The 13,686-nt window shown below is 71.8% G+C and carries 8 protein-coding genes; 2 read left to right on the forward strand and 6 right to left on the reverse strand.

Going from position 1 to position 13,686, the window contains the following annotated elements:
• Positions 1–6: 6 nt before the first annotated feature.
• A complete protein-coding gene (locus BM290_RS39260) occupies positions 7–1,464 on the reverse strand; it encodes a cryptochrome/photolyase family protein (protein WP_093621139.1) in 1,458 nt (485 codons plus the stop codon).
• A gap of 65 nt (positions 1,465–1,529) precedes the next feature.
• Between BM290_RS39260 and BM290_RS39265 the strand changes: the two genes are divergently transcribed.
• Positions 1,530–2,054, forward strand: a complete 525-nt coding sequence (locus BM290_RS39265) for a GNAT family N-acetyltransferase (RefSeq protein WP_093621044.1) — start codon at positions 1,530–1,532, stop codon at positions 2,052–2,054.
• On the opposite strand, the gene BM290_RS39270 is transcribed toward BM290_RS39265, so the two are convergent.
• From BM290_RS39270 to BM290_RS39285, 4 genes are read right to left on the reverse strand one after another with little or no spacing between them, the layout of a single operon-like run.
• A complete protein-coding gene (locus tag BM290_RS39270) occupies positions 2,055–3,026 on the reverse strand; it encodes a hypothetical protein (RefSeq protein WP_093621045.1) in 972 nt (323 codons plus the stop codon).
• A complete protein-coding gene (locus tag BM290_RS39275; protein ID WP_093621046.1) occupies positions 3,023–4,561 on the reverse strand; it encodes a cupredoxin domain-containing protein in 1,539 nt (512 codons plus the stop codon). Before BM290_RS39275 ends, BM290_RS39270 begins: the two co-directional genes overlap by 4 nt.
• 18 nt (positions 4,562–4,579) lie before the next feature.
• Positions 4,580–8,509, reverse strand: a complete 3,930-nt coding sequence (locus BM290_RS39280; RefSeq protein ID WP_093621047.1) for a ThuA domain-containing protein — start codon at positions 8,507–8,509, stop codon at positions 4,580–4,582.
• Positions 8,506–9,510 carry a multicopper oxidase domain-containing protein gene (locus BM290_RS39285; RefSeq protein WP_093621048.1) on the reverse strand — a complete coding sequence of 335 codons (1,005 nt, stop codon included), beginning with the start codon at positions 9,508–9,510 and terminating at the stop codon, positions 8,506–8,508. Before BM290_RS39285 ends, BM290_RS39280 begins: the two co-directional genes overlap by 4 nt.
• Before the next feature lie 762 nt (positions 9,511–10,272).
• On the opposite strand from BM290_RS39285, the gene BM290_RS39290 reads away from it, so the two are divergent.
• Positions 10,273–11,379 carry an XRE family transcriptional regulator gene (locus BM290_RS39290; RefSeq protein ID WP_203779586.1) on the forward strand — a complete coding sequence of 369 codons (1,107 nt, stop codon included), beginning with the start codon at positions 10,273–10,275 and terminating at the stop codon, positions 11,377–11,379.
• Positions 11,380–12,471: 1,092 nt separating this feature from the next.
• Here BM290_RS39290 and BM290_RS39295 read toward each other — a convergent pair.
• Positions 12,472–13,605 (reverse strand): MFS transporter, encoded by a 1,134-nt coding sequence (locus BM290_RS39295; RefSeq protein ID WP_093621050.1) that lies wholly within the window; start codon positions 13,603–13,605, stop codon positions 12,472–12,474.
• Positions 13,606–13,686 lie beyond the last annotated feature (81 nt).

Here is a 13,686-nt window from a genome sequence, read left to right on the forward strand (position 1 = left end):
CGGCGGTCACGGGGCGCGGGAGCCGCGGGCCCTCTCCTGCTCGACGAGGGCGTCCAGGTCGGTGAGCCGGCGCAGGCCGCGCAACGGCTGGGCCATCCGGTGGTTGCCGGCCAGCTCCCGCTCGTGGCGGGCCAGGAAACTCCAGTACCCGGCCGTGTACGGGCACGCGTCCGCGCCCGCCCGCACCTTCGGGTCGTAGCGGCAGCCGCCGCAGTAGTCGCTCATCCGGTGCACGTAGGCGCCCCCGGCCGCGTACGGCTTGCTGCTCATCCGGCCGCCGTCGGCGTACTGGCTCATCCCGACGACGTTGGCGGTCATCACCCACTCGTAGCCGTCGACGAAGCACCGGTGGAACCAGTCGGCCACCGCGCCGGGCCGCCAGCCGCGCTGCATCGCGTAGTTGCCGAGCACCATGAGCCGCGGGATGTGGTGCACCCAGCCGCGGTCACGGACCCCGGCGAGCACGTCGGACAGACACCGCGCCTCGACCGCGTCCGCGTCCAGCTCGGCGAACCACTTCGGCAGCTCGGTGCGGGCGTGCAGCTCGTTGACGGCCCGGTACCGCGGCTCGAAATACCAGTACAGGTGCCAGACGAAGTCACGCCAGCCGAGGATCTGCCGGATGAAGCCCTCCACCCCGGCCAGCGGCGCCGCCCCGGACCGGTACGCGTGCTCGGCCTCCTCGATCACCTCCGCCGGGTCGAGCAGCCCCAGGTTGATCGCCGGGCTGAGCAGGCTGTGCGCCATCCACGGGTCACCGGCGAGCATCGCGTCCTCGTAGGGGCCGAACGCGGGCAGCCGGTGCGCGACGAAGTGCCGGAGCCGGGCCAGCGCCTCCTGCCGGGTGACCGGGAACAGGCGGGGGCCGTCCGCGCCGGCGAACGCGATGCCGTCGTCGTGCTGCCAGCGGTCCAGCTCCTCGCGTACCTCCTGGTCGATGTCGTCCTCGGTGATCGCCGGCGGCGCCGGCACGTCCAGCTGCCGGGCACCGCGCGGTGGGGGCTGCCGGTTGTCGGTGTCGAGGTTCCACCGGCCGCCGGCCGGCTCGCCGCCGTCCATCAGCACGCCGTGCAGCCGCCGCGCGTGCCGGTAGAAGTCCTCCAGCCGCAGGTGGTCGCGGCCGCCGGCCCACGCGGTGAAGTCCTGCGGGGAGGTGACGAAGCCGCGCGGCGGCAGCATCTCGACGCCCGGCAGACGCCGGACCAGGCCGCGGGCGGCGCGGGAGGTGGGATGGCAGACGGTCAGCGGTTCGTCGATCACCTCGGCGTACGTCTCAGCGCGCACCAGCCGCACGTCGCCGTCGCGGGCCCGGTGCCGCAGCGCGGAGAGCACGAGGTGCGCCTTCTGCCGGTGGAAGACGCGCCGCCGGAAGACGGCCTTCGACTCGACCAGCAGGACCGGCTGCCCCGGATCGTCGAGGAAGTGCGGCCCGAGCTGGTCCGCGAACAGCCATCGCCTCCGCATGCCGCCCACGCTACGCCGCCGGGATATCGGTTGTCCGGATTGCGCCGGTGCGGCAGCCTGCACGCATGATCGCGACGAGGGTGCTGACCACCGACGACTGGAAGATCTGGCGGGAGCTGCGGCTCGCCGCGCTGACCGAGGCGCCCTACGCCTTCGGGTCGCGGCTGGCGGACTGGCAGGGCGACGGCGACCGGGAGGAGCGCTGGCGGGACCGGCTGGCGATCCCCGGCTCGTACAACCTGGTGGTGACCGTCGACGGGCAGCCGGTCGGGATGGCCAGCGGGGTGCCGGCCGGCGAGGACGGGGTGGCCGAGCTGATCTCGATGTACGTGGCCCCGGCCGGGCGCGGGCGCGGCGTCGGCGACGTGCTGATCGCCGCGGTGGAACGGTGGGCGCGGGACCGCGGGGCACACACGCTGCGGCTGGCCGTCGCCGAGGGCAACCACCACGCGATCGCCCTGTACCGGCGGGCCGGGTTCGGCGACACCGGCGAACGGGGAGATCTGATGGCCGACGGGGTGCGCCACGAGCAGATCATGGCGAAGGCCCTGGAGCCGGGCGCCGACGTGGCGCCCGGCCCGCGGGACTGACTACAGGTCGGCCTGACCGGCGGCGGCCGCCTCGGTCTCGGCCGCCGTCCGCCGCTGCTCGGCCCGCCGGTCGCCGGCCTCCTCGCGGTCGGTGACGGCGGCCGTGGCCCGGCGCTGCGCCGACGCGGTGGCGCCGGACGCCTGCTCACCGATCACCCCGCCGCGGATGCGGTTGTTCGCCGCGACCCGGGCGGCCGGGCTGTTGCCGGTGACCGTCAGCGCGCCGTCGATGATCGTGTCGTCGACGGTGACGCCGCCGGTGGTGCTGGTGATGCTGACGTCGCGTCCGAAGTAGCCGCCGGACGCGCAGCTGTCGAGCCCGCCGTTCGGTCCGAGCTGCACCCCGCCGAGGTTGCCGGAGAAGGTGGACCGGCCGCGGACGGAGCCGCCGCACACCACGGTGCCGGTCGAGCTGTTCAGCACCGACAGCACCCCGTCGACGAACGAGTCGTGCACGTCGGTGTAGTGGGTGTTGGTGGTGCTGACCCCGCCGGACACCTCGCTGCCCTTGTCCAGGCGTACCTCGCCGGCCTGGGCGTTGACCGAGCCGGTGATCGTGGTGCCCTCGGCGAACAGGAAACCGTCGATGGTGGCGGTGCCCTTGGGGCGTACCGTCACCGATCCGGTCGCGGCGTCGCGCAGGTAGAGGCCGTAGCCGCCGGCGGCGAGGATCACCGACCCGGCGACGGTGCTGCCGGAGGCGTCCAGGTATCCGTCGGCGGCGACCCGGATCTCGCCGTCGACGCGGCCGCCGTCGATGACCAGGTTGGCCCCGGCGGCGACGCTGACGTTTCCGGTGATCACGGTTCCGGTCAGGTCGCAGGACTCCCCGGCCGGGACGAGCAGGTCATTGGGTACGGTCACCGCGCCGCCCGTGCCGATGCAGTGGGTGACCAGCGCGGCGCCGGCCGGGACGCCGGTGAGCGCGGTGGTGAGCAGGACGGCGCCGACAGTGGCGGCGATGAGCCTCATGCTGGTTCTCCCTTGTTCGATGCCGCCGCGGCGCGGACGATCGTCCCCGCCTGCCGCTGGGTGAGCTTGCCCGCCGTGACCAGGGTGGTCGTGACGGCCTCCACGTGCCGGACGAAAGCGGCGTGGGTGGGGTAGACGGCCCGTTCGGCGATCAGGTCGTTGATGGTGCAGCCGTTGCCGGTGTCGGTGTTGCGGATCCGGGTGTCGACGCCGTCGATGACGACGGTGTCGCGGGTGTCGGAGTCGGGGCAGGAGTCCGCGCCCCGCTCGGCGACGGTGAAGGCGGCCGACTTCTCCGCCGCCGTGTTCCCGGCGTTGTCGCTCGCCCGGTACCGGACGGTGTGCGCGCCGAGCACCGCGACGGCGACCGGCACGGTGTACGCCGTCCAGGCCCCGTCGTCGAGCCGGTACTCGATCGACTTCACCCCGGTCCCGGCGTCGGTGGCGGTCACGGTGACGGTCGCCGTGCCCAGGTAGTCGCCGTTGCCGGCCCGCTCGCCGGTCACCGTCGCGCCGACCACCGGCGGGGTGGTGTCCGGCACCGGCGGCGTGACGATCGTGAAGTGCGCCATCTGCTCGGCCGACGTGTTCCCGGCGTTGTCGGTGGCCCGGTAGTGCAGCATGTGCGCGCCCACGGCGGTCACCGTGACCGGCGCGGTGTAGACCGTCCACGCGCCACCGTCGAGCTGGTACTCGATCCGGGCCACCCCGGAGCCACCGCTGTCGGTCGCGGTGACGGTGGTGGTGGCCGTGCCGAGGTAGTTCCCGGCGCTGTCCCGGTCACCGGCGACCTGCCCGGACACCACCGGTGGGGTGGTGTCCTGCTGCTGGGCCGGCGCCACCCGGAACGACACCGACCCGGCCGCCGACGTGTTCCCGGCGTTGTCGGTGGCCCGGTACTGCACCGCGTGGTCGCCGGCGGCGCTCACCACGACCGGCGCCGTGTACGCCTGCCAGCCGGTGTCGTCGACCTGGTACTCGACGGCGCGTACCCCCGAGCCGGTGTCGGACGCCGCGACGGTCACGGTGGCCGAGCCCAGGTAGGCGCCCTGGGTGTCGCGGCTTCCGGAGACCTGCGCGGTGACCGTGGGCGCGGTGGTGTCCGGGTCGCCGCCGCCGGCGGTGACGGTCAGCTCGCCGACCATCGTGCTGTGCCCCGGGATGGTGCAGAAGTAGCGGTACTTCCCGGGGGTGAGGGTGACGGTCGTCTGGTGCCGGCCGTTGTTCGCGTCGAACGGGCTGGCCAGGATGTTGACGGTGACGTCGTGGTTGTAGCCGTCGGTGCTGGTGTCGAAGGTGAGCGTGTGCGGCATGCCGGTGGTGTTGCCGGTGGCCGCGCTGTTCTCCCAGACGATCGTGGTGGCTCCGGCGACGGCGGTGGTGGGCGCGGAACGGTAGGCGGTGATGTCGTCGCTCGCGGTCCAGGTCAGGGTCTGCGCGGCGGCCGCCGGTGGGGTGGCGCCGGCGAGGACCGCCAGCAGCAGCGCGACGATGAGCGCCGCCCCGGCCCGCAGGCGTGGGATGGTTCGGTTCATGGCACCTTCCTGACTTCGCTAGAGGGCGCGCACCCGGACGTTGCGGAACTCGGCGATGTCGCTGTCGCCGTGGTTCTGGAGCCCGATGTGCCCGCGCAGGAACTGCCGCAGGTCGGTCGGCGGATCCCCGGCCCTCGACGACTGCTTGCCGGGGGTGTTGTCGAACTCGTTGATGACCACGCCGTTGCGGATGATCGTGTAGTGCTGCCCGACGACCCGGATCTCGTAGTCGTTCCACTGGTTCTTCGGGGTGACGCGGGCGTCGGCCAGGGTCACCGGGTCGAAGTTGTAGATCGATCCGGTCTTCTGCGGCTCGCCGGTGTCCCCGTCGTAGATCTGCACCTCGTGACCGCAGAAGATGGCCACCCAGGCCTGCGACGTCCGGGCCGATCCGACCGTGCCGCAGCTGCCCGCCGGCCGCTGGTCGAGCGGGATCCGCGGGTCGGGGAACCGGGTGAACACCCCGGTGTTGGCCCGGCCGGAGCCCGGCGCGATGTCGCGGAACTGCAGCTTCAGGGAGAAGTCGGCCAGCTCCCGGGTGTGCCACAGCATGCCCAGGCCACCGGCCGGCCGCAGCGAGCCGTCGGGCTGGACGGAGAACGATCCGGTCGGCGCCTGCTGCCAGTCCCGCAGCGACGCGGCGGTCCCGTCGAACAGCGGCTCGTACCCGGTGTGACCCGGCCGGCCGATCGGTGACGCCGCCGCCGCCCTGGTCAGCACGCCGGCCTGCCGGGTGTCGAGGTGCTCGCGGGCGATGCCGGTCACGTGCCGGACGAAACTGTCGTGGTCGGGCCAGGTGCTCTCGTCGTCGATCAGGTCGTTGACGGTGCAGCCGCCACCCACCTGCTTGCTCGGCACCCCGGTGTCGGTGTCGCCGAGCCACACGGTGGCCCGGGTGTCCGGCACCGCACAGCCGGCCTCGACGGTGACCGGCACGGTGACGGTCTCGCCGTCGGCGTAGGTGACGGTGTGCCGGGCGGTGTAGGTGCCCGGTTTCGCGTACACGTGCCGCGGGTCGGCGTCGGTGGAGTTGGTGCCGTCGCCGAACTCCCACCGGTGGCCGACGCCGCCGGACCGCGAGCCGGTGAAGGCGTACGTGAGCGGCTTGTTCTGCACGGCGACCGAGGTGGCCTGCGGCGCCGGGGTGGCCGCCCCGCCGGTGTAGGTGACGCGCAGCAGTTTCTGTGCCGCGTGCAGGCTGAAGAACCCGCCGCCGTAGTCGAGCAGGTAGAGCGCGCCGTCCGGGCCGAACTTGGCGTCCATCCAGCTCATCAGCCGGTTGTCGGCGTTGCCGCCGGGCAGGATGGCGCGCAGCGTCTCCCCGAACAGCGGCGGCCTCTGCTGCGGCACCCCGGCCGGGTCGACGGTGATCGCGACCCGGTTGGCGGCGTTCGACTGGTCGCCGATGAACCACTTGTCGTCCCAGTAGACCGGCCACTTCACGGTGCTGGCCGGGTCGGCCCGGTCGTGGTGGTAGGTCGGGCCGGACATCACGGCCTGGCCGCCGCCGCGCAGGTACGGCTGGGTGTAGACGGCGTCCGCGTTGACGTAGCTGGGGACGCCGCTGCCGTCGGCGCGGGGCGGGAAGACCGGGCCGCCACCACCGGGGGCGTACCAGATCATGTTGTCGCGGGCCGGCGGGATGTCGACCAGGCCGGTGTTGCGCGGCGAGGTGTTCTTCAGGTTGCCGCAGTCGTACCAGCCGGTGAGCTGAGTGGCGTCGGTGCTGCTGCGGTCGCGGTACGGCTGCCGGTTGCCCATGCAGTACGGCCAGCCCTGGTTGCCGGCCGAGGTGATGATGGTGGCCGTCTCGTACTTGGCCGGGCCCAGCTCCGGGCTCGGGTTGGTGGCGTCGGGGCCGACCCAGCCGGCGGTCAGCCAGTCGGTCTCCGGGTCGATCTGCAGGCGGGCGATGTTGCGTACGCCCATCACGTAGATCTCCGGACGGGTCTTGTCGGTGCCCGGCGGGAACAGGTTGCCCGAGGGGATCGTGTAGGTGCCGTCCGCCTCCGGGTGGATGCGGATGATCTTCCCGGCCAGGTCGTTGGTGTTTCCGGAGGTACGCCGCGCGTCCTGGAACGAGATGCCGGCGTACTCCTGGGTCCAGTTGTTGCCGGAGTAGCCCTGCGAGCCCTCGGACGAGTTGTTGTCACCCGAGCCGATGTAGAGATTGCCCGCCTTGTCGAACGCCATGCCGCCGCCGGCGTGGCAGCAGCTGTGGATCTGCACCGGGAACTTGAGCAGGTCCTTGCGGGTCGCCTGGTCGATGGTCTGCGCCTGCGCGTCGTAGGTGAACCGGCTGACGGTCCGTTCCCCGGTGCGTTTGGTGCGGTCGATCGAGTCGTGCGGCATCCAGTAGACGTAGAGCCAGCCGTTCTCGGCGAACTTCGGGTCCGGCACGATGCCGAGCAGGCCCTCCTCGTTCTTCACCAGCTCGGTGCCGCTGCCCCGGTTGCCCATCACCGGCAGCGTGGTCAGCAGCTTCACCTGCTTGGTCCGCGGGCTCCACGAGTGGATGGTGCCGCAGCCCAGGCCCACCTTCGGATCGTCCCAGCTGACGACCGGCCCGCTCGGGCAGGCGGCCTTGCCGACGTAGAAGACGGTGCCGTCGCCCGTGATGGTCAGGCCGTGCGGCTCGCCGATCTGGTCCAGCTGCCCGGTCTGGTTCGCCGTGGTCAGCCGCTCGGTCCTGTAGTTCGCCGCGATGGTGGCCTGGCAGTCTCCGCGTACCACGCCGGAGGCCCACTTCAGGGCGCCGGTCAGGTGCTTGCGGAAGGCGTCCTCGTCGTAGCCGCCCGCGGTGTGGCCCATGCCGGTGTAGAAGGACCGGCCGCCGTCGTAGTCACGGCACCAGGAGATCGGGTGGAACGGACCGTTGGCGCTGGTCCCGGCGTTGTAGTGACGCTCCTCGACCTGCGCGACGGTGTGCACGGCGCCGAGCGGGTTCGGGTCCCAGTTGTACCAGCGGTCCGACCGGGTGAGGGTGCGCGGCAGGCCCGCGGTGGACGGGTGCCGGGTGTCGAGCACGTCGACGACGGCCTGGTTGACAGTGGGCGGCGGGGGAGTGACCGACTCGGCGGTGAACAGCCGCAGGTTCGCCAGCTGGATCAGCGGCTCCCCGCTGTTGGCGGTGACGTCCAGCCGGAAGAACCGGTAGTTCTGCGGCGCGGCCAGGTCGAACCGGCGGGTCTGGAACCGGTCGGCGAACGTCTGGCCGGTCCGCTTGTCCACCTCGGTCCAGGCCTGCCCGTCGGCCGAGGCCTGCAGCGTCCAGTCCTTCGGGTCACGACCGGGGAAGTCGTTGGCCGACGTCAGGGCGTACCCGGTGATCGCCTTCGCGGCGGCCAGCTCGTAGGTCACCCAGCCGGTCGCGGTGCGGACCAGCCACTTGGTGTTGTTGTCGGCGTCGGTCAGCTTCTCCTTGGTCTCGTTGGGCGGGTTCTCGCCGCTCGCGGTGACCTTGCTGACCGGCTCCGACGCCGGGATCGAGCCGGCCGGGCGGGTCCCGATCAGGCCGGTGAACCAGGTCGAGTCCAGTTGCGCCTTCGCGGCGTCGGCGATGCCGACGAAACCACCACCCGCCTTGAGGTACGACTGGAGCGCGCTCTCCTGGTCACGGCTGAGGTCGGCGCCGGTCGCCGACAGGAACACCACGGCCCGGTGCGCGGCCAGTTCCGCCGGGGTGAAGACGGCCGGGTCGGTGGACTCGACGGTGGTGAAGCCGGCCGCGTCCGCGAGCGCGTCGATGGTCGCCGCGGCCTTGGCGACGGGATCGTCCTGATCCTCGGCCGCCCCGTGGAAGACGAGCACCGACAGCGGCGCCGCCGCGGCCGTGGGCGCCGCCGCCGTCGCCGGTGACGTGACCTGTGCTGATCCGGTGAGGACGAGGAGCACCGCGGCCGCGGTGGTCAGCGCTCGCCGTACCCCCTGAGTGGTTTGTGATCTCATGCGCCGTGCCCCCCATGATCGTCGTGGCTTTGCGACGTGGTGGTGTGCGTGTGGCCCTGGAACCGGTGGATCGCCTCCTCGGCGCCCGGCGGCATGCTGCCGTCGGCGTTGCGGACCAGGAAGATCCCGGACATGCCGCCGTCGGAGTGGTTCTGCACGTGGCAGTGGTACATCCAGGCGCCCGGCCCGACGCCCTCGCCGGCCAGCACCTGGAACCCGAACGAGCTGCCCGGGTTGAGGTCCTTGTTGTCGATCGTCGGGCTCGGGTCGCTGATGCTCTCCAACATGCCGGTGCGGTTGTCGGCCCAGCGGTGCGCGTGCAGGTGGAAGGTGTGGAACAGGTTGCCGTGCCCGATGGCCACCCACTCGACCCGCTCGCCGAGGTTCGCCTCGAAGATCGGGGTGTTCGGCGCCATCCGGTTGTTGATCGTCATGTCGTGGAAGACCACGGTGAACTGCCGGTCCGGCAGGATGTCGCCGCGCCGCCGCACGATCAGCCCGCCGTAGAGGCCCTTGGCCACGCCGCCGGTGCCGTGGTCGGTGCCCATCGCGTGGTCGTGGTAGTGCCAGTAGCCGGCGCTGCCCGGCATGAACCGGCGGCCGGCCGCGGCGAACATCTCCCGCGACCGCCAGACGTAGGTACGGGTCTCACCCGGATTGTTGTACGACGCGTGCAGCGGGCTGCCGTCCGAGCTGGTGCTGTAGTCGACCCCGTGCGCGTGGATGGACAGTCGCTGGTTGGTGGTGTTGACCAGCGTGATCTCGAGGGTGTCGCCCTCGTAGATCTCCAGCAGCGGCCCCGGCACGGTCGCCTGCCCCGGCGCCAGCCCGTAGCCGAACAGCCCACCGGGCAGAGCCTCGGCGTAGATGGTGACCTTCCGGGTCGCCCCCGCGTGTGCCGCGCCGGCGTTCCAGGACACGGCCGCGCCGATCGCGGGCACGGCGAGCCCGACAGCGCCGGCGGCGAACAGGGAACGTCGGGAGAGAACGGCGTCGTCCATGCGTCTCCTTCCACTCGTGAGACGGCAGCACAACATCACGGAGTGTGGTGGGAGGTTGTCCCTGCCGGCACGCCGTTCGTCGGGAAGTGTGATGTCGCGATGTCGTCCAGGAATCCATAACTTTCGCTGGATGGCATCAAGCTATGCGTCACATCGACGAAAGTAAAGGTCCCTAAGCGATAAGTCCGCGCCGTGTATCCGCACGTCAGAACGGCTGACGGCCCCCAGCCTCTGCTGAACGATGTGCGATCCGGAATGGCGGTGTTCGTTTCAATGACGTTGCGTCCATGCGACATCGAACCACAGATGATCAGTGGCGATCGATGGCCTGTGGCCCCGCCTGCGCATCGTCGTCATGGGAGCGATCCCACGGAATGTGACGCTGGGTAGCCGATCGCCTGATGACCGCCGGGGAACGAACACGGCGGGGAAGGGGTGGTCCCGCGGCAGCCCCCTCCGGCTGCCGCGGGACCGTGTCGCTCTCGCCGGCCGGGGCCGGCGATGCCGATGAGCGACGCCGGGGCGGGCGCAGCCGGAGGTCGGCCGCTGGGGTGGCCTCCCGGGGGCCACCTTCAGGGGACTTGACTGAAGTTAGGTTAAGTCGCTCAAGTCGCGTGAAGCAAGGTGACGACAGGGATTCATTCACGCTTCTCCGGCGGGGCTCGGCAGGCTGTGCACAGCGGGCCTCCCGGCACTGGCAGTGAGCGATCGATTCCCCTAGGCTTTGCGGATTGTTTTTAGTTCACTGAAGGATTGCCTCCCATGCAGCCGGCACAGCCCGATGGCGCACGCCTCGCACGACGTCTGCGCAAACTGCGGACCCAGCTCTGGCCCGAGCTGAAGGTCACCCAGCAACAGATCGCCGAGGCGCTCGGCGGCGAGCACGGTCCCCTCAGCCTGTCCCTGATCTCCTCGTGGGAGTCCACCCGCAACCCCGCGCTGCCCCCGGCCAGCCGCCTGGCCGGGTATGCGGCGTTCTTCGCCACCCCGCGGTCGGTGGAGTCCAGCCCGGCCCGCCTGCTCGGCGAGCACGAGATGACCGGCGGCGAACGGCACGCCCGCGAGGAGCTGTATGCCGAGCTGTTCAGCCTGCGCTTCCCCGGCGAGCACGAGGAGGACGAGCCGCAGGGCGCCGCCCCGGCCCGGGTGCCCGGCGACGCGGCCAGCGGGACCTGGTTCTTCCCCGACCAGCGGCCGATCATCATCGTGAGCGGGAGCCTGCCGAAGCGGTTCCGCGAGCGGATGCCGTTCACCGACACCAAGGACCCCGACTACGTCCGCTCCTACAGCCTCGCCGACCTCGACGCGCTGCTGGAGGTGCACGGCCACATCCGCGCGGTGAACCCGGCCGCCGAGGTCCGCATCTGCCGGTCCGAGGAGATGGTGGAGGACGACTTCACCTCGCACCTCGTGCTGATCGGCGGCGTCGACTGGAACGCGGTGAACCGCGACATCACCCGCCGGCTCGATCTGCCGGTGCGCCAGCAGCGCCGCCCCAACGACGAGGACGCGGGCGGGTTCTCCACCGTCGACGGGCAGGTCTTCGAGCCCGTGCTCGATGCGTCGAACGGGTCCCTGCTGGAGGACGTGGCCCACTTCTTTCGCGGGAAAAGTCCGTACAACGCACGCCGAACAGTGACATTGTGTAATGGCATGTTCGGGCGCGGAACGTACGGCGCGGTCCGCGCGTTGACCGATCAGAAGTTTCGGGATCGAAACGAAAACCACATCCGGCAACGCTTCCCGGACGCCTCCGCGTTCAGCATCCTGATGCGCGTCCGGATGAACGTGAACGGAGCCGTGGTGACACCCGACTGGACGCAGGACGACGGGCTGCTGCACGAGTGGTCGCCCGTGACCGAGGCATGAGCCGGGTCGGACATCATCCTTCGCACCGCGGCCTGATCCGGGCGCCGGCGCCAGGCGACCGCCGCGCGCCGGTGGACGCCGTGATCGTGCCCAGCGCCCGCGCCGAGGCGTCCCTCGTCGAAGCCGGCCGCCTCGCCGCCCTGCTCGACGCCACCCTGCTCGTGCTCTGCAGCGGACGGTCCCGGCCGGGGCCGGTGATCCGCCGCCTCACCGGCGAGCCCGGGCTACGGGTCGTCGCCGTCGACTTCCCCAAGGACGGCGTCGCGGCGCTGCCCAGGCTGGAGACGTCGACCGTCCTCGGCAGGTCCCGCCTGCAGCGCCGCGCCGACACCAGCGCCAAGCGCAACCTCGGGCTGGTGCTCGCCCGGATGTCCGGCTGGGACACCGTGGTCTTCCTGGACGACGACATCCATGTGCCGGACCCGGCCGACCTGGAACGCGCGGCGGCCCTGCTCGACACCCACGACGGCGTCGGCCTGCATGTGACCGGCTGCCCCGACAACTCGGTGGTGTGCCACGCCAACCGTGAGACCGGGCAGCCGCAGGAGACCTTCATCGGCGGCGGAGCCCTGGCGGTGCCGGCCGGCCGGATCGACTCGTTCTTCCCCGAGGTCTACAACGAGGACTGGTTCTTCCTGCTGGGCGAGACCGGGCTGCGGCCGGTCACCCAGGCCGGCGTCGCGGTGCAGCAGCACTACGACCCGTTCGCCGACCCGGACCGGGCCCGCGGCGAGGAGTTCGGCGACGTGCTGGCCGAGGGCATCTTCGCCGGCCTGGACCACGGGCAGCCGATCCCCGCGGAGACCGGCTACTGGAGCCGGTTCCTCGCCGCCCGGCTCGATCTGATCGAGCAGATCGAGAAACGGATCGGCCCCGGCACCCCGCGCGGCGGGGACATGCTGCGGTCGCTGGGCGCGGCGAAGGGCAGGCTGCGGTTCATCCAGCCGATCGACTGTGTCCGCTACATCGAGGCCTGGCAGAACGACCGCAAGACCTGGCGCGACTACCTGACCGACCTGCCGGTGCGCGCCGGTGGCCCGGCCGGCCCCCGCGAGGTCCGGGCGACGGTCCGCGGGTTCGGCCTGCGGTGCTTCATCTCGCGGGCTCCGGGTCGGCCCCGGACAGCGCCGGAGCCAGCAGCGCCACGGTCAGCACCAGAGGCAGCATGGCGGCGATCGCCGTCTCCAGACCGGCTGCGTGCGCCAGCCGTCCGATGACGAGCGGGCCGGCCACACTCGCGCTGTACCCCACGGCGGTCATCGCGGCGACGGCCGACGGCGCGGCGACACTCCCGGTCGCGCTCAGCGCCGCCGGGAACACCCAGCAGATCCCGGCGCCCCAGCCCAGCGCCGCCACGTAGAGCCATGGGCCGGTGGGGCCGGCCACCACCAGCATGATGCTCAGCGCCGTCACCACCGCGCCGGTCCGGACCAGGCCGACGGCGCCGAAGTGGCGGTGCGGGCGCTCCGCGATCAGCCGGCCGGCCGCCATCGCGGACACGAACAACGCATACCACAGGGCCGCCCCGGCGTGCGTGAGCAGCCGGTCCTGGTTGAGGTAGACGGCCAGCCAGTCACCGGCGGCGCCCTCCACCACCGCACCGCAGAACAGCAGCGTGCCGATCGCCGCGAGCCGTCGTGCCGGTGACCGCAGCCGCGAGCCGGTGGCGTCCGGCCCGCCGCGCTTGGAGTCGTCGAAGGCCGTCACACCACAGGCGAACACCACCGCCGTCGCTGCCAGGACCGCCGACAGATGCGGCAGCAGCCCGACCCGCAGCGCGGCGGCGGCCAGGCCCACCCCCGCGCCGGCCATGCTGCCGATGCTCCACCAGCCGTGGAAACGGCTCATCAGGTGCGTGTCGAGGCGGCTCTCCAGCGCGGCGGCCTGCACGTTCATGCCCGCGTCCCAGACACCGCCGCCCACGCCCACGCCCAGCATCGCCACCGCCAGCGCCGTCGCCGAGTGCGCCGCCGCCATGGTGATCAGCGAGACCATCGTCAGGGCGAAGCCGGCCGTGACCACCGGGCGGCCACCGAAGCGGCTGATGGCGGGGCCGGTCAGGGCCATCGCGACGAGCGTGCCCAGGCCCAGCATGACCAGGCCGGCGCTGAGGCGTACGACATCGGTGTGGGTTTGATCGAGAATCGCGGGAAGCCGGGACATCCAGGACGCCTGGGTCGCGCCACTGCCGGCGAACACGAGACTGATGGCGCGAGTCGCCCGCACGGTTCACCCCCGCCGATGACTGTAGCGGCGGGATCGTCCGTCGTCGATGATCGTCCCCAGCCCAACCGGACTATCCTCCTA

The sequence above is a fragment of the Actinoplanes philippinensis genome (assembly GCF_900113015.1).
Lineage (GTDB): Bacteria > Actinomycetota > Actinomycetes > Mycobacteriales > Micromonosporaceae > Actinoplanes > Actinoplanes philippinensis.